This is a genomic window from Streptomyces griseoloalbus (assembly GCA_014650015.1).
Lineage (GTDB): Bacteria > Actinomycetota > Actinomycetes > Streptomycetales > Streptomycetaceae > Streptomyces > Streptomyces griseoloalbus.
This window is the reverse complement of the sequence record BMUD01000002.1, coordinates 158,891-178,056: the sequence shown is the minus strand read 5'-3', so window position 1 is coordinate 178,056 and position 19,166 is coordinate 158,891. Positions and strand designations below refer to the sequence as shown.

The window sequence follows — 19,166 nt, the reverse complement described above, 5'->3', positions numbered from 1 at the left end:
GCCCCAGCCGTACTGCCTACGGCAGTGTGGGCAGGTCCTCGGAGTACAGGAGCGTCAGGTCGTCGGTGGTCGGCTCGTCGAGCTGGGCGACGCGGCTGGCGTGCCGCTCGACCATCGCCTCGAAGGTCTGGCGCGCGGTGCGCCCGTTGCCGAACGCGGGCCCCTTGGGGATGTCGGTGAAGTACGTCAGCAGGGCCTCACCGGCGCCCGGTGCCAGCCGGTACTCGTGTTCCTCGGCCTGCTGCTGCACGATCCGCAGCAGCTCCTCGGGGCCGTAGTCGCCGAAGGTGATCGTCCGCGAGAAGCGGGACGCCACACCCGGGTTGACCGACAGGAAGCGCTCCATCTCGGCCGTGTACCCGGCGACGATCACGACCACCGCGTCCCGCTGATCCTCCATCAGCTTCACCAGTGTGTCGATGGCCTCCTTGCCGAAGTCACGCCCGGCGTCCTCCGGGGAGAGCGCGTACGCCTCGTCGATGAACAGCACACCGCCGCGTGCCTTCTCGAACGCCTCCTGGGTGCGGATCGCCGTGGAGCCGATGTGCTCGCCGACCAGGTCGACCCGGGACACCTCGACCAGATGGCCCTGCTCCAGGACCCCGAGCGAGGCGAGGATCTCGCCGTAGAGGCGGGCGACGGTGGTCTTGCCGGTGCCGGGGGAGCCCGTGAACACCAGATGCCGCTTGACCGACGCCGCCTTCAGTCCCGCCTGCTGCCGGCGCCGGCCCACCTCGATCATGTCGGTGAGGGCGCGGACCTCGCGCTTGACGCTCTCCAGGCCCACCAGCGCGTCGAGTTCCCCGAGGACGGCCTTGGAGGAGCGGGTCTCCCGCTCCGGTCCGGTGACCGGGACGGCGGCCGGGGCGGGCGGCACCTGCTCGGTGCGCGGCCCCGGGACCGTACCCAGCAGGCCGGCGGAGTGGCCCGTCGTCTGCACGGTCGGCTCCGGTGCCGCGGGCGGCCTCAGACTGCCGCTCTCGTCGCTCGTGCAGTCCTCGACGACCGGGCCGCCCGAGCCGGACGCCGCGTCCGCGCCGCCCTCGGCGAATTCGTAACCGCCGCGCGCGCAGCGCTCCGTACGGCACTTCCTCAGCGTCGTACGGCTGCCGTCTATCACGTGGAAGCCGTAGCCGCCGCTGCCCGTGACCCGGCAGTTGTCGAAGGTGCCGCGGCCACCGGCCGAGACATAGACGCCGGCCTCGGCGGGGGAGTCGATCGTGCAGCGCTCGACGGTCGGGTCGGCGCCCTTGGTGACGATCACGCCGGTCTGTATGCCGTCCAGGGTGCAGTTGTTGAGGGTGCCGCCGCTGCCGTGGTCCCGGAACCAGGCGCCCGTCGCCGCCTCCCGGATGCGGCAGTCGTCGAGCTGCGCGGTGGCGCCGTCGCTCACCGACACGGCCGTGTTGCGCACCTGCGACAGATCGCTGTCGACGACGTCCGCGCGCGAGCCGCGGTCGAGGACGAACAGGGCGTCCGGCACGTCGTGCACCCGGCAGGAGTCAAGGACTGCGGTGGCGCCGTCGCTCACCCACACCGCCGGGTAGTCACCGGTGCTGTCGAAGATCTCGCACTGGTTGGCGTCCACGCGCGTGCCCGGATCCCACACCGACAGACCGTTGCGGCCGAACTGCCGCACGCTGGTGCGGGTCAGGGTGAGAACCGAGCGGGACCGCAGGTCGACCGCGTTCTCCGGGATGTCGTGGATCCGGCAGTCGGCCAGCGTCAGCACCGCGTCCGTGTCGAGCGTGACCCCGTCTCCGGTCGTCCGGTGCACATCGCAGTCCGTGAGGTGTGCCGTGGCGCGGTCGGTCACCTGTACACCGCTGCCCCGCACCTCGTAGACCTCGCACCCCACCGCCTCCAGCGCCGAGTTCTCCCCGGTCGCGGTCAGTCCCGAGCCCGAGGCGTGGTGCACCCGGCAGCGCTCCAGCCGGGGGTGGGCGCCACCGCGCACCGCGACGCCGGCCTGCCCCGCGGCGACCACCTCGCACTCCTCGAACACCCCGCCCCCGCCGTCCAGTACGGCGATGCCCACACCCGCCGGATTGTCGACCGTGCAACGGCGCACCGTGGGCCGGGCACTGCCGCGCACCTCGATGCCGGCCGCGGACCGGGTGACCACCCGGACGTCGCGCAGCTCCGGGGTGCCCTCCTCGACCAGCACGGCCGGGGCGGTGGTGTCCTGGCCCTCGACGTGCAGGTCCTGCACCACCGCCGAGGCGCGCACGGTCAGCGGAACGCCGTCCGGGGGCGCGATGCGTACCGAGCCGGGTGAGCCCTCGGGTCCGCGCAGGGTCACCGCCCGCTGAACGACGAGGTTCTCCCGGTAGGTGCCGGGAGCGATGGTGAGGACGTCCCCTTCGGCCGCGGCCTCCAGGGCGGCGGCGAGCGATGCGTACTCACCCGTGCGGCGCCGCCACCTCGATGTACCGGTGTGCGTCACCTGGACCGTGCCCTGTGCCATGGCGTAGCTGTGCCCCCACCTCGTCGTACCTGTGGCTCGTTCGTGCGCGTGTCGCCGCCGATCAGTTCGGCCGGACCACCGTAGCGTGCGCGCGGGCACCCGGTTGACCAGAGCCGGAACCAGGTCAGCTGCCGGCGCCTGTCCTGCCCCAGTCCGGGCCCGCCTTGTCCCATGCCTGGTCCCAACGGGCGTACCGGTGGCTGAGCATGCGCCAGACGATCAGCCGTCTGCCGCCCTCGATCAGGCCCGCGGTCACCAGGGCCGCGCCGACGCCCGCGAGCACGGCGTGCGTGGTGGCGGTGGCGGTGTCCAGGGGGCGGGCCACCAACCGGCCGTGTCCGTCGGTCCACGTCCTGAAGCCGTCCCCCGGCTGCGGGTCCTTCAGGCGCGTCGGCACCGGCCCGCTCCGCTCGGTGCCGTCCGGCGCGATCCAGCGGGCGAGGACGCGGTTGCGCACCTCCACGCCGGAGGTGATCTCCGGGTCGGCGTCCAGCGGGGACGGATCGAGCTTCCGTACCACCGTGGCCGCCACCAGGTGCCGGGCCTGGTGCTGTGCGCGGACGGACCGCTGCAGGACGTCCTGGGTGGCGCCCCCGACGAGACGGCCGATCACCGGGGTGGCGACGAGGACGAGCAGCAGCGCCGCGAGCGCCACCCAGGCCTCGGCCAGGTCGGTCCTGCGGCACAGCGGATTGTGCCGCCAACGCCAGAGTCCGCTGATCGCCCGCACCCCGCGCACCCCCTCCCCTCGAGGTCTCTCATGAACCTCTCATGAAAGGCAAACGCGTGAAGCAGGGGACCGGTTCCCGCGCCCACGAGGGGTGCCCTCACACGACCTCCACGGGTGCCGTCACACGACCTCGACGGGATCGCCGACACGGATCGTGCCGGGGGAGAGGGGCACCAGGTTCTGCCCGAAGACGAGTCTGCCGCCGGGCCGCTGATGGACGGCCAGCGTGTGCAGGGGTTCCTTCCCGCGCCGGGCGGTGTCCTGGTCCGTGGTGGTCACCACACAGCGGCCGCATCGCTTGGCGACACGGAAGGGCACCTCACCGATGGTGACGCGGGTCCACAGGTCCTCCTCCCAGGGTTCGGTGCCCTCGACGACCACGTTCGGCCGGAAGCGGTTCATCGGCAGCGGGCCCTCGGCCGGGTTCTTTCCCTCTTCGATCAGGGAGTTGAGATGGTCGAGGGAAGCGGTCGTGGTCAGCAGCAGGGGATAGCCGTCGGCGAGGGAGACCGTCTCGCCCGGCAGCGCGAACGCGGGATCGACCGGCCGCCGCGTGGCCGGATCGTCCAGGTGTACGAGGCGCACATCGATGCCGAGGTGGGCGCCGCACCAGGCGTGCACGGCGTCCTCCTCGGCCGGCACCACCTCGACCTTGTCGCCGAAGAGCTCCACCGGGATCGTTCTGCCGGGCGCCGGAACGCGTGCCGTCACCGGCGCCGCACCGGGTGCGGACAGGCGGACGCCGCCGCCGGGCAGCAGCTCGGCGGCGGCCAGCGCCAGGCGCGGATGTCGGCGCTGTGTGACGACCTTTCCCCCGTCGTCGATCAGCATCCAGCGCCGGTCTCCGGCCGGACCCCAGGGCTCCACGACGACCTCCCGGAGCGGCAGGCTCCGGAATGCCTTGACCGGATAAATGTGGATCGAGTGCAGACGAGCGTTCCCCATGGGGCCATCGTGCCACCCGGCACCGACAGCCCCGGGTCGGCTCAGTATCCGCGGTACTGCTGGTTGTTGTACGGGTCCTGGTAGGGAGCGGGACCCGGCCGGGGAGCCGCGGGGCGCATGGCCTCGTAGCCGGCGGGCGGGGCCGGACGCGGCGGCTGCGGCTGGGGGCCGGGGTAGCCGCGCGGCGCGGTGGCCTGCTGCGGGATGTACCCCGCGGGCGCGTGCTGGAGCGGGGCGGGCTGCGGCGCCTGCGGATAGCCGTAGGCGTGCTGGGCCGGGGCCGCCGGGAGGGCGGGCAATGCCGAGGGAAGCGCGGGCAGATGACTGGCCGGAGCCTCGTAAGCGGCGGGGACCCGGATCGGGGCGATCTGCGGGGTGCCCCGCTCGGCCACGAGCGAGTCGTAGATCGGGGTGTCCGGGAAGGAGGCGGAGTAGTAGCCGCCGCCATAGCTGGAGCGGGGGGAGGTCATGGCACATAAGTTAAGCCCACGATGTGTTGGTTGGGGAGACCGATAAGAGGGTTGTTTTCCGTGCCCCCCGTGACCCGGGATCCCCAATGTGAGCGAACTGGGTGCAACCGGGGCACTCTGTCGAGCATATTTCGTGTAAAGGCCGAGTTCCGGGCCGGTTACCGGCGGTTGGCCACCGTTCCCGCGCACTCCCCGTGGGCGTGGCGGGCCCGGGAGAATAGGTTGTGCGGACGAAACACCGACGGATGCCGGGGCCTGGCCTGGGCGCGACGACCCGTGATGGGGGCGGACATGTCAATGCCGAAGGGATCGAACACACCGGTGCCGACCACGGCACTGCGGGTGGAGGTGGGCTGGCGCTCCGGCCCCGGCGTGCCCGACGCGGACGCCTCGGCGCTCCTGCTGGCCGGCGGGAAGGTCCGCTCCGACAGCGACTTCGTTTTCTACAACCAGCCCGCCCACTCCTCCGGCGCCGTCCGGTACGAGGGCAAACGGGACACCGGAGGCAGGGTCACCGACACCCTGCTCGTCGATCTCACCCGCGTGGAGCCCGGTGTCGAGACCGTGATCCTGGCCGCCTCCTGCGACGGTGGCGTGTTCGGACAGGTCCCGGATCTGTCCATCGAGGTCAAGGACGCCGGCAACGGCACCGTGGCGGCCCGTTTCGACAGCGCCGACGCGACCAGCGAGACGGCGTTCGTGCTCGGCGAGTTCTACCGGCGACAGGGCGCCTGGAAGTTCCGCGCCGTCGGCCAGGGCTACAGCAGCGGCCTCGAGGGCCTCGCCACCGACTACGGCATCACCGTGGACGAACCGCGACACGCCGCCCCGGCGGCCCCGGCCACCCCCGCGGCACCGACCGCCACGGTGCCGCCCGTCGCGCCCCCGGTCACGGCGCCCCGGCCCCCGGCGGCCCCGCCGGTCGCCCCGCCCCCGCCGTCCGCATCCCCCGCACCGGTCCGGCTGACGAAGGTGACGCTCACCAAGGCGGCCCCCTCGGTCTCGCTGACCAAGCAGGGCGGCACGTCGGGCACCCTGCACGTGAACCTCAACTGGCAGGTGCGCAAGCAGTTCTCGGGATGGGCCGGGAAACTGGGCCGCCCGGTCGCCATGCACTCCGACCTCGACCTGGACCTGTGCGCCCTGTACGAACTGACCGACGGCAGGAAGGGCGTCGTCCAGGCCCTCGGCAACGCCTTCGGAGCACTGCACCAGCCCCCGTTCGTCCACCTGGACGGCGACGACCGCACCGGTGCCATGGCGGCCGGCGAGAACCTCACCGTCAACCTCGACCACAAGCAGCACTTCCGGCGCATCCTCGTCTTCGTCACCATCTACGAGGGCGCCCGCTCCTTCGCCGACCTGCACGCCACGGTCACCCTCCAGCCGCAGTACGGCGCACCGATCGACTTCTCGCTCGACGAGTGCGACGTCCCCTCGACGGTGTGCGCGCTCGCCCTGATCACCAACACCGGAGGCGGCGAGCTCGTCGTCCAGCGAGAGGCCCGCTACCTGGTCCCGGAGCGGGGAGTGAGCCCGCAGCGCACCGTCGACCACGCCTACGGATGGGGCATGAACTGGACCCCGGGCCGGAAGTGAGGAGTGGTCAGCCCTCGTCCGGCACGACGTCAGGACGCGCGTAGGTGCGGCCCTTCCAGGCCGCACCGCGCCCCCGGTAGTGCTGCACGGCCGAGTCCACCGTCATGAGGAGATACAGGAACGCGGTGAACGGCAGCAGGGCAGCGAGCCCCGGCGGCTGCCGGTAGTAGCGGAGCATCGGAACGTACGTGCCCGCCATCACCAGCCATGCCGCCGCACCGAGGACCGCGGGCACGGCGCTCCCCGTCGCCGCGCCCACGACCGCCGCGACGGGCGGCACCAGATACACCAGCGCCAGCCCGGCGACCGTACCGGCGAGCAGCACCGGGCTGTGCCGCAGCTGCGCGTACGCGCTGCGCGAGACCATGTGCCACAGATCGCCCAGCCGCGGATACGGACGCACGCTGTCCACCCGGTCCGCGAGACCCAGCCAGACGCGTCCGCCGCCGCGCTTGACCGCGCGGGCGAGGGCCACGTCGTCGATGACGGCGTGCCGGATGGCGTCCGGGATCCGCGCCCGCTCGGCGGTCTCGGCGCGCAGCAGCACACAGCCGCCCGCCGCGGCGGCCGTCCGGCTCCCCTCCCTGCCGACCCTGCGGAACGGGTACAGCTGCGCGAAGAAATAGACGAACGCCGGGACGACCAGTCGTTCCCAGCGGCTCTCCACCCGCAGCCGGGCCATCTGCGACACGACGTCGAACCCCCCGGCACCGGCCGCCGCCACCAGCCGGCGCAGGCTGTCCGGGGCGTGCGCGATGTCGGCGTCCGTCAGCAGCAGGTACTCGGGATCACGCGCGCGTGCCAGTCCGATGCCATGCCGCACCGCCCACAGCTTGCCCGTCCAGCCGGCGGGCGGTTCTCCCGGTGAGCCCACGGTGAGCGGCAGTCCGCCGTGCCGGCGCGCGAGCTCACGGGCGAGCTCCCCCGTGCCGTCCGTACTGCCGTCGTCGACGAGGAAGACCTCGGCCCGCCCCGGATAGTCCTGGGCGAGCAGCGACGGCAGGCTCGACGACAGGACGGCAGCCTCGTCACGCGCGGGGACGACGACGCAGACCGACGGCCAGACCCGCGGATCCCGCAGCGGTGGAAGCCGCACGTCCGTACGCCAGAACCAGCCCTGGCAGAGCAGCAGCCATAACCAGGCGGCGAGTGATCCGGCGGCACTCCACACGATGGCGCTCACGTGCCGCAGTCTGCCCCACGGGACCGGCCCGAAGCGGCTCATCGTCTATCGTGGCCGGGTGAAGATCGCGCTCATGGACTCCGGAATCGGTCTGCTGGCGGCCACCGCCGCGGTACGGCGTCTCCGCCCCGACGCCGATCTCGTGCTCTCCCTCGACCCCGACGGGATGCCCTGGGGACCCAGGACCCCGGAGGACCTCACCGAGCGTGCCCTCGCCGTCGCGGAGGCGGCGGCCGTACACCGGCCCGACGCGCTGATCGTCGGCTGCAACACCGCCACGGTGCACGCCCTCACCGCCCTGCGGGCCCGCCTCGAACCCGAGCTGCCGGTCATCGGCACCGTCCCGGCGATCAAGCCGGCCGCGGCCGGCGGCGGACCGCTGGCGATCTGGGCCACCCCGGCCACCACCGGCAGCCCTTACCAGCGGAATCTGATCGACAACTTCGCCGACGGCGTGACCGTGACCGAGGTGCCGTGCTGGGGGCTCGCCGAGGCGGTGGAGCGGGCGGACGAGACGGCGATCGACGCCGCGGTCGCGGCGGCCGCCGAGCTCACCCCGGACGACGTGACGACCGTCGTCCTGGGCTGCACCCATTACGAACTGGTCGCCGAGCGGATCCGGGCCGCCGTGCAGCGCCCCGGTCACCCGAAACTCGCCCTGCGTGGTTCCGCCGGAGCGGTGGCCGCCCAGGCGCTGCGCCGCCTCGGTGAGCAGCCCGCCCCCGGGGCGCCGGCGAGCGGCACCCTGACGGTGCTGCTGAGCGGACGGGAGGGCACGCTCCCGGTGCCCGCCCTCACCTACGCCGAAGGCAGGCTGCTCCAGGGGGCCACTCCCGCCCGGACGGCGCAGTGACGCCGCTGCGCGCGGCCCCCGCAGAGCGATTCCTGAGTAACCTCGACCGTATGAGGGACCACCGTCACGGCGAGCAGGCCCCGTACTCCGAGGTCTGGACCGGTCGCGCGACCGGTCGCTTCCAGTGGCTGCTGGCGCTGATCGGTGCCGCCTGCATGGCGCTCGGCATCGCGCTGGCCGTCGACTCCGCGTGGACGACCGGCATCGCGCCGCTGGTCATGGCCGTCGTCGGGTGCATCGCCGCCGGGCTGCTGGTCCTGTTCGGCACCCTCGCCTTCGTCCATGTCGCGCTGCGGGTCGACGAGGAGCACCTGGAGGTGCGCTGCGGCCACATCGGCGTGCCGCGCCGCCGCATCCCGCTGTCGCACGTCGCCGGCGCGGAGTTCGCCCCGCATGTCACCCCGCGTCACTGGGGCGGCTGGGGGTACCGCTGGCGGCCCGAGAAGGGCACGGCGGTCGTCGTGCGCCGTGGTGAGGGCGTCATCCTGCGCCTGTGGGACGGCCACACCTTCACGGTCACCGTGGACGATGCGGAGGCGGCGGTGAACGTCATCCGCGAGCGACTGCGCCCCCACAGGTCGGGAGCGAGCCACTGACCCACCCGGAAGCCGCGTACGCCCGGGTCCTTCACTCGGACGGCGCACGTCCCCCGGCGTGTGACGGGCCCGGCCGCCGACGCCGCGAGGGCCGCACGACCAAGGCACCGGCACACCCGTAACGGCTGGTGGCGGGGCCGGGGGCGGGTGGTGACAAGTCCCGCCGAAACGACGCGGCACGCCGGTCCCCGCCCGAGGGCCCAGCGGGGCCGTTCTCCCTCCTCCGCACCCGCACCACCGTGCTGTCGGCCGCCAGGTCACGCGCCGTAGACTCCCGGAGTGACCGTCACCGCAACCTCCGTCGGCGAGTCGGACCCGATGCCGCCGCAGACCGCGCCCACGGCGCGGCGCACTCGGCTCGTGCGCCTCCTCCCGGCCGTCGCAGCCGCGCTCGCGGGCCTGCTCCTCTACGTCAGCTTCCCGCCGCGCACCCTGTGGTGGCTGGCCCTGCCCGCCTTCGCCGTGTTCGGCTGGGTCCTGCGCGGCCGGAGCTGGAAGGCGGGACTCGGTCTCGGCTACCTCTTCGGTCTCGGCTTCCTGCTGCCGTTGCTGGTGTGGACCGGCGTGGAGGTCGGCCCCGGGCCGTGGATCGCCCTCGTGGCGATCGAGGCCGTCTTCGTCGCGCTGGTCGGCGCAGGGGTCACCGCGGTGTCGAAGCTGCCCGGGTGGCCGGTGTGGGCGGCGGCGCTGTGGATCGCCGGCGAGGCGGCACGCGCGCGCGTGCCGTTCAGCGGCTTCCCCTGGGGCAAGATCGCGTTCGGGCAGGCGGACGGTGTCTTCCTGCCGCTCGCCGCGCTCGGCGGCACTCCGGTGCTCGGCTTCGCCGTCGTGCTGTGCGGCTTCGGGCTCTTCGAGAGCGTGCGGCTGGTCCTGACGGCCCGCCGCACCGGGACCGTGCGGCGGGCCGTGGCCGCCGTAGGCGTGCTGAGTGTCGTCGTCCCGCTGGTGGCTGCCTTCGCGGCCCGGACGCTGGTCGGCGACAAGGCCGAGACCGGCACCGTGACCGTCGCGGTCATCCAGGGCAACGTGCCCCGCCTGGGTCTCGACTTCAACTCGCAGCGGCGCGCCGTCCTCGACCACCACGCGCGCGAGACGGAGCGCCTGGCCGCCGAGGTCGCGGCCGGTGAGACCGAGCGGCCGGACATCGTGCTGTGGCCGGAGAACTCCTCCGACATCGACCCCTTCGCCAATGACGACGCGCGCGCCGTCATCGACAAGGCGGCCAAGGCCATCGGGGCGCCCGTCTCGGTCGGCGGCGTGGTCGCCAGGGACGGCAAGCTGCTCAACGAGCAGATCCTCTGGGACCCGGTGAAGGGCCCCGTCGACACCTACGACAAACGGCAGACCCAGCCGTTCGGCGAGTACCTCCCGCTGCGCTCGCTCGTGGGGGCGATCAACGAGGAGTGGACGTCGATGGTCCGCCGGGACTTCAGCCGTGGCGAAGAGCCCGGCGTGTTCCGCATGGACGGCGCCGGGATCGGCCTGGTCACCTGCTACGAGGCGGCCTTCGACTGGGCGGTGCGCGACCCCGTCACCGCCGGCGCCCAGCTGATCTCGGTGCCCAGCAACAACGCCACCTTCGGCCGCAGCGAGATGACCTACCAGCAGCTCGCCATGTCCCGGGTCCGCGCCGTGGAGCACAGCCGCGCCGTCACCGTTCCGGTGACCAGCGGGGTCAGCGCGATCATCATGCCCGACGGGAGGATCACGCAGCGGACCGGCATGTTCGTCGCCGACTCGCTGGTGCAGGAGGTGCCGCTGCGCACCTCGCAGACCCCCGCCACCCGCCTCGGCGTCCTCCCGGAGATCGCCCTGGTGCTCGTCGCCGTGGGCGGCCTGGGCCGGGCCGTCGGCAGCGGGGTGCGCGGGCGCCGCGCCGGTGACCTGTAGACGTACGCCCGCCGAAGAGCGGGCGAGCGCCGGAAGGTGCCGGTTAGGGTCGGGGCATGGCTACTCCTGACTTCATCCGCACACTGCGCGCCTCCGCCGGTCATCAGCTGCTGTGGCTTCCCGGGGTCACCGCGCTCGTCTTCGACGACGAGGGCCGAGTGCTGCTGAACCGCCGGTCCGACACCCGCAAGTGGTCGGTGCTCGGCGGCATCCCCGACCCCGGGGAGCAGCCCGCGGCCTGCGCCGTGCGGGAGGTCGAGGAGGAGACCGCGGTGCGCTGCGTCGTCGAGCGGGTCGTACTGGTGCAGGCGCTGGACCCCGTGACGTACGGCAACGGCGACATCTGCCAGTACATGGACATCACCTTCCGCTGCCGAGCCGTCGGCGGTGAGGCGCGGGTCAACGACGACGAGTCGCTGGACGTCGGCTGGTTCGCCGTGGACGCGCTGCCGGAGCTGAACGAGTTCGCGCACCTGCGCATCAAGCAGGCCATGTCGGACGCACCCACATGGTTCGACCCCACTGGAAGCGGCTGAACTGTGGGGTTCGACCACATGGGGCGACCCGTGGGTGCTGCCTAGGGTCGACCCATGACCGTGCCCCGTGCCCTTCCGGCCCCCCACGCCTCCTCGCTCGACCTCGGTGGCCGTACCGCCCTCGTCACCGGCGCCGCCGGCGGCATCGGCCGCGCCTGCGCGCTGCGGCTCGCGGCCGCCGGCGCCAAGGTGAGAGCCGTCGACCGGGACGCGACCGGACTGGAGTCGCTCGCCGAGGCGGCCCGGGACCTGGGCGGCACCGTCGAGCCGCACGTCCTCGACCTCACCGACCTGGACGCCGCCGAACTCGCCGCCGCCGGCACCGACGTGCTGGTCAACAACGCCGGGATCCAGCTGGTCCGCCCCATCGAGGAATTCCCGCCCGACGTCTTCCACACGGTGCTCACCGTGATGCTGGAGGCACCGTTCCGGCTCATCCGGGGCGCCCTGCCCCACATGTACGGCCAGGGATGGGGCCGCATCGTCAATGTCTCCTCGGTCCATGGTCTGCGCGCCTCGGCCTACAAGTCCGCCTATGTGGCCGCCAAACACGGCCTGGAGGGACTGTCCAAGACCACCGCCCTCGAAGGCGCGCCCCACGGGGTCACCTCCAACTGTGTGAACCCCGGCTATGTGCGCACCCCACTGGTGGAGAAGCAGATCGCCGACCAGGCCCGCGCGCACTCCCTCCCCGAGGAACGCGTCCTGTCCGAGGTGCTCCTGCAGGACAGCGCCGTCAAGCGGCTCATCGAACCCGAAGAGGTCGCCGAGGCGGTGGCCTACCTGTGCGGGCCACGGGCGTCCTTCGTCACCGGCACCTCGCTGGTCCTGGACGGCGGCTGGACCGCGCACTGAGGCACCGGCCGTCAGCGGCCGGACGTCGGCCGGGGAGAGTTCTCCACAGGCCTGACGGGACGGCCGCGGGATGAGGAATCCTGTGAGCATGTCCCGCGATCACGTGCAGTCCGCCGAGCGAACCGCCCCCGCCGCAGGAGCGCCGGGCCGGGCACGCCCCGACACCCGCCCCGGTTCCGGCAGCGCGCAGGCGCCGTTCCTGGAGCTGCTGGCCCGCGGCGCGTCCGCCGAGGCCTACGAGCAGCCGGTGCTGCTCGCCCGTGCCGAAGGACTGCCCACCGAGCGCATCACCGAGCTCGAACAGGCCAAGCTGCTCGCCCTGCGCGTGCGCTCGGAACTGGAGGGGCGGCGCCGCCGCGAAGCGGAACTGTCCGCGCTCTTCGAGACCGCCCACGACCTCGCCGGACTGCGCGACCTGGACGCCGTGCTCCAGGCGATCGTGCAGCGCGCCCGCTCGTTGCTCGGCACCGACGTCGCCTACCTCAGCCTGAACGACCCGGCCAGGGGCGACACCTACATGCGGGTCACCGAGGGTTCGGTCGCCGCCCGCTTCCAGCAGCTGCGCCTCGGCATGGGAGAAGGGCTCGGCGGTCTCGTCGCCCAGACCGCCCGCCCCTACGTCACCGACGACTACTTCCGCGACGACCGCTTCCAGCACACCCACACCATCGACACCGGCGTGCGGGACGAGGGACTCGTCGCCATCCTCGGGGTGCCCCTGATGCTCGGGCACCATGTCATCGGCGTCCTGTTCGCCGCGGACCGGCGGGCCCGGGTCTTCGAACGGGAGCAGATCGCCCTGCTCGGCTCCTTCGCAGCCCTCGCCGCGGCCGCCATCGACACCGCCAACCTGCTCGCCGAGACCCGCTCGGCCCTCGCCGGCCTCGAGCGCGCCAACGAGATCATCCGAGACCGCAGCGCGGTCATCGAACGCGCCTCGGACGTCCACGACCGGCTGGCCGAGCTGGTCCTGCGCGGCGGCGGAGTGCACGACGTGGCCGCCGCCGTCTCCCAGGTCCTGGACGGCACGGTGGAGTTCACCGAGGCCACCGCGGCGCCCGCCCAGGCACTCCAATCCTCGCGGGCCGAGGGCCACGCGGTGCGGCACCGGGACGACTGGATCGCAGCCGTGGCCGCCGGCGACGAACTCCTCGGCGCGCTCGTCCTGCGCGGCCACCCCGGACTCGACCCCGTCGACCAGCGCACGCTGGAACGCGCGGCCATGGTCACCTCACTGCTGCTGCTCGCCCGCCGCTCCGCCGCCGAGGCCGAACAGCGTGTCCGCGGCGAACTGCTCGACGACCTGCTCGACGCCCGCGACCGGGACCCGCGCCTGCTGCGCGAGCGCGCGGCCCGGCTGCACGCCGATCTCGACGCCACCCATGTCGTGCTCGCCGCCCGCCTGGAGGGCGGCACCTTCGACGCGGACCAGGAGGCCGATGCCCGCAGACGCCTGTGGGCCGCGGCCTCGCACCTCGCGGCGACCCGGCAGGGCCTTGCCGCCGCACGCGACGGCGGCACGGTCCTGCTGCTGCCCCTGACCGCCGGGGCCACCGCCACCGACCTGGCCCGCCGCACCGCCCGCCAGCTGGGTACGTCCGTCCACGAACCGGTCACGGTCGGCGCGTCCGCCCCGGTCGAACACCTCACCGCCCGCCCGGACACCGTGGCGGCGGCCTACGCGGAGGCCCGGCGCTGCCTCGACGCCCTGCGGCTGCTCGGCCGCTCCGGTGACGGCTCCGCGGCCGAGGACTTCGGTTTCCTGGGGCTGCTGCTGGCCGGCGAGCGGGACATCGCGGGCTTCGTCGACCGCACCATCGGCCAGGTCGTGGCATACGACGAACGACGCGGCACCGAACTGCTGCGCACCCTCGACGCCTACTTCTCCTGCGGCATGAGCCCCGCCCGCACCAAGGACGCACTGCACGTGCACGTCAACACGGTCGCCCAGCGGCTGGAACGCGTCGGCCGCCTCCTCGGCGACGACTGGCAGAGCCCGGCCCGGGCCCTGGAGATCCAGCTCGCCCTGCGCCTGCACCGGTTGTCGGCGGGCACCCGGCCACCCGCACGGACCTGACCCCCGTACACGCGGGGCGTACGGGGGCCGGGGCCGTACCGGATCAGACCGTGCGCACGTCCTGCGGGGCCGGAGCCTCGGCCGGCCCACCCGCGTCACCCGACGGGGCGACCTCCGCCAGGTCACGGTGGCGGGTCTCCTTGGCCGCCGCCACGGCGACGACCGTCAGCAGGCTCGCCGCGATGACATACAGCGCGATCGGTGTCGAGCTGCCGTAGTCCGAGAGCAGCGCGGTGGCGATCAGCGGCGCTGGAGCGCCCGCCGCGACGGAGGCGAACTGGGCGCCGATGGAGGCACCGGAGTAGCGCATCCGGGTCGCGAACATCTCGGAGAAGAAGGCGGCCTGCGGCGCGTACATCGCCCCGTGCAGCACCAGGCCCACGGTCACCGCGAGGAGCAGGTTCCCGAAGCCGCCGGTGTCGATGAGCGCGAAGAACGGGAACATCCACAGCCCCACGCCCACCGCGCCGATCAGATACACCGGACGCCGGCCCCACCGGTCGGACAGCGCACCCCAGGCCGGGATGGTGACGAAATGGATCGCCGAGGCGATGAGCACGGCGTTGAGCGCGGTCTGTTTCGACACACCGGCCGAGGTGGTGGCGTACACGAGAATGAACGCGGTGATCACGTAGTAGCTGATGTTCTCCGCCATCCGCGCCCCCATCGCCACCAGCACGTCACGCCAGTGGTGCCGCAGGACCGCCACGACCGGCATCCGTTCGGCGTCGGCGTCCGCCTTGCGGGCCTCGGCCTGCTCAAGAGCCTGCTTGAACACCGGCGATTCATCGACGGACAGACGAATCCACAGACCGACGATCACCAGAACCCCGGACAGCAGGAACGGAATCCGCCAGCCCCACGACCCGAAGGCCGAGTCCGACAGCACGGCGGTCAGCAGCGACAGCACGCCGGTCGCCAGCAACTGCCCCGCCGGCGCGCCGGTCTGCGGCCACGAGGCCCAGAACCCGCGCCGCCGCGCGTCCCCGTGCTCGGACACCAGCAGCACGGCACCGCCCCACTCGCCGCCCAGCGCGAAACCCTGCACCAGCCGCAGCACGGTGAGCAGCACGGGCGCGAGGCTGCCGATGGTGGCGTGCGTGGGCAGCAGCCCGATCGCGAACGTGGCCCCGCCCATCATCAACAGGCTCAGCACCAGCAGCTTCTTGCGCCCGAGCCGGTCCCCGTAGTGCCCGAAGACCAGCGCGCCCAGCGGCCGCGCGGCGAATCCGACGGCGTAGGTGAGGAACGACAGCAGCGTGCCGACGAGCGGGTCCGAGTCCGGGAAGAACAGCTTGTTGAAGACGAGCGCGGCGGCGGAGCCGTAGAGGAAGAAGTCGTACCACTCGATGGTGGTGCCGATGAGGGACGCGGCGACGATGCGCTTGAGGTTGTTCGGAGCCGGTGGAGCGGTTGCGGGCGACGACATCGGCACCACTTCCTGGGGTGTGACGGGGACGTTTGCGTGTCGCCACACCGTAGGAATCCGCAGGTCAGGCGCACATGTGGCGGGGCAACATAGTTCGAGGGTCGGCTATGCGCGCGGCCACCATGCCAGCTCATGCAAAGGCGGTTCAGGGGACCGGTGGTGGTCGAAACGAGTGCCGTCCGGGACGCGTAGTTCAGCACGATTTGACGGTGCCGTGCTGACTCCCGTGCTGGTTTGGTGCTGACTAAAATCCCACGTCATCACCCGTCGGGCCTTGGCCCTTGATCCTGGACACACGAGACACTGGATCCTGAGGATTTGAGAACGGACATCTCGTGGTCATGAAGAACTATCCGCCGCAGTTCAAGGCGGACGCGGTCGCGCTGTACCAGTCGCGGCCCGAGGCGACGATCGGCCGCGACTTCACGGAACGCAAGCCGAACACGAAGTACGTCGGCGACATCACCTATCTCCCCGTGGACGGCGGGAAGTTCCTCTACCTGGCCACCGTCATCGACCTCGCCTCACGCCGCCTGGCCGGCTGGGCGATCGCGGACCACATGCGCACCGACCTCGTCACCGACGCCCTGGCCGCCGCCGAACAAACCCGCGGCAGCCTCACCGGGGTGGTCATGCACACCGATCACGGGGCCCAATACACCAGCCGGGCCTTCGCCGACGCCTGCCGCCAAGCCGGCGTCCGTCAGTCCATGAGCGCGATCGGCAGCTCGGCCGACAACGCACTCGCCGAGTCCTTCAACGCGACCTTCAAACGCGAGACGCTCCAGGGCCGAAAGCGCTGGCCCAGCGAGCGCGAGGCCCGCCTCGACGCGTTCCGCTGGCTGCACCGCTACAACACCCGACGCCGTCACTCCCGCCTCGGACAACACAGTCCCATCGCCTACGAGACAGCACTCGACACAACATCAACTACCCTGGCCCAAGCCGCATAGCCCGTGTCCAAGATTCCGGGTCAAGGCCCGACTACCTACAGCGCCGCCGTCAAGCCGGCGACACCAGTACCGAATCAATCCGCGCCCTCAAACGCAGGCTTTCCGACGTCGTCTACCGGGCCTTGCGCCGCGACGCTCGCCCTGTCGAGGAGCCACAGACCCACCTCGCAGCAGCTGCTTGACATAGGAGCAAGCGGACGTGACCCGACGCTGCCGCGCATCGCAGAACGGTTCACCTCCGCCTGCGCGGAGCGGACACGAGGGGGATCACGTCCGTGTTGGATCCGGCCGGGTCACCTCCGCCTGCGCGGAGCGGACGAGTACGAGACGGAATGGCCCGGCGACGGGTTCGGTTCACCTCCGCCTGTGCGGAGCGGACGTGACCCGGCCCACCGGTCAGCGCTTTCCCATGGGGGCCGGCAAGGTGGCAGTTGAGCCCAGACATCGCAGGTCTACCTACCGCACGGTTCTGGCATAGCCACCTGCGCTCATGCCGAATTCCCGCCGGAAGTGCCGATTGAGCTGGCTCTGGTCACAGTAACCAAGCTCGGCGGCGGTCTCTGCCACGGATCGTCCCGCTGCCAGCATGGACTTGGCGCGTGCCAAGCGCAACAGGGTCCGGTAATGGTGGGGTGGAACCCCGTAAGCCTGCCGGAAACTCCTGATCAAGTGGCGTTTGCTGCAACCGGCGACTGCCGCGAGGTCGTCGAGCTTGATGTTGGAGTTCAGTTGGCTGTGGAGCATCTCCCGTACTTGACGAAGCGCTCGAGGACGAAGTGCCGGACTCGCTGCGCCGGGAGCATCCGCATGCCTGGCGAGCAGAACGTTCAGCAAGCGGATCAGCGACGACTCGAGATCCAACTCGTCCTCGCCGTGCGCCAAATCCCTGTGCAGCGCAGCGATGCCGTCGAAGAGGCCGCGGTCTGAATAGGTCACCTCGTGAAAGCGCGGCCGGCCTGTGCCGACCGGCATGAGATCGGCGTCGAGGAACATCAGTTGCACAATGGCCTGGCCGTCAGCGGCGGCTTTGTCCTGTTCGAGGCAGCTCACGACCTCATGGGGCTCGATCACCGTCACCGCGCCAGGAACAGGGGGGCTCTGGGTCCGCCCGAGGTACTGAAAAGGGGGTGCGGAGCCGCCATGCGTGATCTTGACGGTGTACCCGCCGTTCACAACGGTCGGGAAGTCACCATCGGCAGCGCGCACAACCAGGCTCTCGACTCCGAACCGTGCTCTTCTGCGACGCCCATCGGTTGCGGACTCAGCCATGTCACTTTCGCCCTAGTTCAGTTTGTTCGATTGATCTTACAGTTTCCGGTAGACAAGTGCACCCGTCGGGCTAGGGAGGCATGACAGTCGATGGTCGAGCCAGTCGCCCTCCCCCTGCCGTCAGACCGCGGGACGAACACCTGACGAGATCTGTGCACCGCCGCGGAGATCGCCGTCCACACCGACCCAGGTGCCGGGCGGCCGTCCCTGGCCCATCAGGCTCGCGGCCACGACCCCCGATTCCATGCCTACCGCCGGTTACGACAGGCGCTATGTCAACACCGATCTCGAAAGGGCTCCGATGAGCAAGCCGTACAGCGACGCCGCCAACATTCCGGTCAACGCTTCGCAACCCGTCCTCACCTACCACCCGGTCACCCTCGACGTTCCCGGCCGGCCCGTGCCGCTGGAGGTCAAGGTGTCGATCCCCGCGACCGGCACCGACCTGCCGCTCATCCTCCTGTCCCACGGGCACGGGCTGGCGAACTTCCTGTCCTCCTACAACGGCTACGGGCCGCTGGCGAACTTCTTCGCCGCCCACGGGTTCGCGGTCATCCAGCCGACCCACCTGGACTCGACGGCCCTCGGTCTGCGCGACACCGACCTCAAGGACGCGCCCTTGTTCTGGCGTGACCGCGCCACCGACATGCACAACATCCTCGACCGCCTCGACGACATCGAGGTCGCCGTCCCTGGTCTTGCCGAACGGCGGATCGACAGGGACCGCGTCGGTGCCGTAGGACACTCCCTGGGCGGCAACACCGTCTCCCTCCTCCTCGGAGCCCAGATGCTGGACCCGGACGACGACCGGCCGAAGGACCTCTCCGACTCCCGTGTCAAGGCGGGAGTGCTCATCGGAGCTCCCGGCATCGGCAACGACGAGCACTTCGCCGAGTGGGCCAAGACGAACTACACGGTGCTGTATTACACCGACTTCGAGCAGATGACAGGCACCGGCCTGATCATCGTGGGCGATCAGGACCTCAACCCCAACTTCTCCAATCGGCTCAGCTACCGTGCTGACGCTTACTCGGCCAGCCCCGGCGGCAACAAAACCATGGTGACCATGTACGGCGCTGGTCACATCTTCGGTGGCATATCCGGATACGACGCGGCAGAGACGAACGACGAAAATCCCGAGCGCGTGGCGACTCTGCGGGCTCTCGTGTGGGCCTACTTGCGCAGCCAGCTCTACTCGGCCGACCCGTCCTGGAAGAACGCGGTGAACGCCCTGGAGAACGGTGAAGACCCGATGGCCAAGGTCGAAACAAGGTAGTTCCGCGAGGTGGGCGGCGGCGCGACGGCCGCCGCCCA

Annotated in this window: 15 protein-coding genes and 1 pseudogene; 9 read left to right on the top strand and 7 right to left on the bottom strand. The window is 71.5% G+C overall.

Annotated elements, in window-relative coordinates; all coding sequences use genetic code 11:
- Positions 1–16 precede the first annotated feature (16 nt).
- The 4 genes from IE178_RS03725 to IE178_RS03710 all read right to left on the bottom strand — a co-directional run bounded on the left by IE178_RS03725 (position 17) and on the right by IE178_RS03710 (position 4,612).
- Complete coding sequence (locus IE178_RS03725; RefSeq protein ID WP_184762068.1) at positions 17–2,467, bottom strand: right-handed parallel beta-helix repeat-containing protein; 2,451 nt, start codon at positions 2,465–2,467, stop codon at positions 17–19.
- A 124-nt stretch (positions 2,468–2,591) separates the two neighbouring features.
- Positions 2,592–3,197: an Rv1733c family protein gene (locus IE178_RS03720; protein ID WP_193511464.1), complete on the bottom strand. Its 606-nt coding sequence runs from the start codon at positions 3,195–3,197 to the stop codon at positions 2,592–2,594.
- A 120-nt stretch (positions 3,198–3,317) separates the two neighbouring features.
- Positions 3,318–4,142 carry an MOSC domain-containing protein gene (locus IE178_RS03715; RefSeq protein ID WP_193511274.1) on the bottom strand — a complete coding sequence of 275 codons (825 nt, stop codon included), beginning with the start codon at positions 4,140–4,142 and terminating at the stop codon, positions 3,318–3,320.
- A gap of 41 nt (positions 4,143–4,183) precedes the next feature.
- Entirely contained in the window at positions 4,184–4,612 is a 429-nt protein-coding gene (locus tag IE178_RS03710) for a DUF6643 family protein (protein WP_184762066.1), read from the bottom strand.
- A gap of 297 nt (positions 4,613–4,909) precedes the next feature.
- On the opposite strand from IE178_RS03710, the gene IE178_RS03705 reads away from it, so the two are divergent.
- Complete coding sequence (locus tag IE178_RS03705) at positions 4,910–6,211, top strand: TerD family protein (RefSeq protein WP_193511273.1); 1,302 nt, start codon at positions 4,910–4,912, stop codon at positions 6,209–6,211.
- Between the two features lie 7 nt (positions 6,212–6,218).
- Here IE178_RS03705 and IE178_RS03700 read toward each other — a convergent pair whose 3' ends face one another.
- A complete protein-coding gene (locus IE178_RS03700) occupies positions 6,219–7,436 on the bottom strand; it encodes a glycosyltransferase (RefSeq protein WP_193511272.1) in 1,218 nt (405 codons plus the stop codon).
- Positions 7,437–7,452: 16 nt separating this feature from the next.
- On the opposite strand from IE178_RS03700, the gene IE178_RS03695 reads away from it, so the two are divergent.
- The 6 genes from IE178_RS03695 to IE178_RS03670 all read left to right on the top strand — a co-directional run bounded on the left by IE178_RS03695 (position 7,453) and on the right by IE178_RS03670 (position 14,201).
- Positions 7,453–8,247, top strand: a complete 795-nt coding sequence (locus IE178_RS03695; protein ID WP_193511271.1) for a glutamate racemase — start codon at positions 7,453–7,455, stop codon at positions 8,245–8,247.
- A gap of 50 nt (positions 8,248–8,297) precedes the next feature.
- A complete protein-coding gene (locus IE178_RS03690) occupies positions 8,298–8,843 on the top strand; it encodes a hypothetical protein (protein WP_184762062.1) in 546 nt (181 codons plus the stop codon).
- Between the two features lie 279 nt (positions 8,844–9,122).
- On the top strand, positions 9,123–10,733 hold the full coding sequence (gene lnt, locus IE178_RS03685) for an apolipoprotein N-acyltransferase (protein WP_193511270.1): 1,611 nt from the start codon (positions 9,123–9,125) through the stop codon (positions 10,731–10,733).
- 56 nt (positions 10,734–10,789) lie between these two features.
- A complete protein-coding gene (locus IE178_RS03680; protein ID WP_184762060.1) occupies positions 10,790–11,269 on the top strand; it encodes an NUDIX hydrolase in 480 nt (159 codons plus the stop codon).
- A gap of 54 nt (positions 11,270–11,323) precedes the next feature.
- Positions 11,324–12,124 (top strand): 3-hydroxybutyrate dehydrogenase, encoded by an 801-nt coding sequence (locus tag IE178_RS03675; RefSeq protein WP_193511269.1) that lies wholly within the window; start codon positions 11,324–11,326, stop codon positions 12,122–12,124.
- A gap of 88 nt (positions 12,125–12,212) precedes the next feature.
- Positions 12,213–14,201, top strand: coding sequence for a helix-turn-helix domain-containing protein (locus IE178_RS03670; RefSeq protein WP_193511268.1), 1,989 nt, complete (start codon positions 12,213–12,215; stop codon positions 14,199–14,201).
- 43 nt (positions 14,202–14,244) lie between these two features.
- Here IE178_RS03670 and IE178_RS03665 read toward each other — a convergent pair whose 3' ends face one another.
- Complete coding sequence (locus tag IE178_RS03665) at positions 14,245–15,630, bottom strand: MFS transporter (RefSeq protein ID WP_193511267.1); 1,386 nt, start codon at positions 15,628–15,630, stop codon at positions 14,245–14,247.
- A gap of 410 nt (positions 15,631–16,040) precedes the next feature.
- On the opposite strand from IE178_RS03665, the pseudogene IE178_RS03660 reads away from it, so the two are divergent.
- Positions 16,041–16,583, top strand: a pseudogene (locus IE178_RS03660) (IS3 family transposase); the annotation flags it as partial.
- Positions 16,584–17,039: 456 nt separating this feature from the next.
- Here the strand turns inward: IE178_RS03660 and IE178_RS03655 are convergent.
- Positions 17,040–17,852 carry a helix-turn-helix domain-containing protein gene (locus IE178_RS03655; RefSeq protein ID WP_229875384.1) on the bottom strand — a complete coding sequence of 271 codons (813 nt, stop codon included), beginning with the start codon at positions 17,850–17,852 and terminating at the stop codon, positions 17,040–17,042.
- A 301-nt stretch (positions 17,853–18,153) separates the two neighbouring features.
- On the opposite strand from IE178_RS03655, the gene IE178_RS03650 reads away from it, so the two are divergent.
- Positions 18,154–19,128, top strand: coding sequence for an alpha/beta hydrolase family protein (locus IE178_RS03650; protein ID WP_193511463.1), 975 nt, complete (start codon positions 18,154–18,156; stop codon positions 19,126–19,128).
- The last annotated feature ends 38 nt before the right edge of the window (positions 19,129–19,166 follow it).

Excerpts from the sequence above, each read along its gene's own strand:
- IE178_RS03655 (WP_229875384.1), bottom strand. The coding sequence starts at position 17,852 with ATGGCTGAGTCCGCAACCGATGGGCGTCGCAGAAGAGCACGGTTCGGA.
- IE178_RS03665 (WP_193511267.1), bottom strand. The coding sequence starts at position 15,630 with ATGTCGTCGCCCGCAACCGCTCCACCGGCTCCGAACAACCTCAAGCGC.
- IE178_RS03690 (WP_184762062.1), top strand. The coding sequence starts at position 8,298 with ATGAGGGACCACCGTCACGGCGAGCAGGCCCCGTACTCCGAGGTCTGG.
- IE178_RS03670 (WP_193511268.1), top strand. The coding sequence starts at position 12,213 with ATGTCCCGCGATCACGTGCAGTCCGCCGAGCGAACCGCCCCCGCCGCA.
- IE178_RS03680 (WP_184762060.1), top strand. The coding sequence starts at position 10,790 with ATGGCTACTCCTGACTTCATCCGCACACTGCGCGCCTCCGCCGGTCAT.
- IE178_RS03650 (WP_193511463.1), top strand. The coding sequence starts at position 18,154 with ATGAGCAAGCCGTACAGCGACGCCGCCAACATTCCGGTCAACGCTTCG.
- IE178_RS03700 (WP_193511272.1), bottom strand. The coding sequence starts at position 7,436 with ATGAGCCGCTTCGGGCCGGTCCCGTGGGGCAGACTGCGGCACGTGAGC.
- IE178_RS03705 (WP_193511273.1), top strand. The coding sequence starts at position 4,910 with ATGCCGAAGGGATCGAACACACCGGTGCCGACCACGGCACTGCGGGTG.
- IE178_RS03710 (WP_184762066.1), bottom strand. The coding sequence starts at position 4,612 with ATGACCTCCCCCCGCTCCAGCTATGGCGGCGGCTACTACTCCGCCTCC.
- IE178_RS03675 (WP_193511269.1), top strand. The coding sequence starts at position 11,324 with ATGACCGTGCCCCGTGCCCTTCCGGCCCCCCACGCCTCCTCGCTCGAC.
- IE178_RS03725 (WP_184762068.1), bottom strand. The coding sequence starts at position 2,467 with ATGGCACAGGGCACGGTCCAGGTGACGCACACCGGTACATCGAGGTGG.
- IE178_RS03715 (WP_193511274.1), bottom strand. The coding sequence starts at position 4,142 with ATGGGGAACGCTCGTCTGCACTCGATCCACATTTATCCGGTCAAGGCA.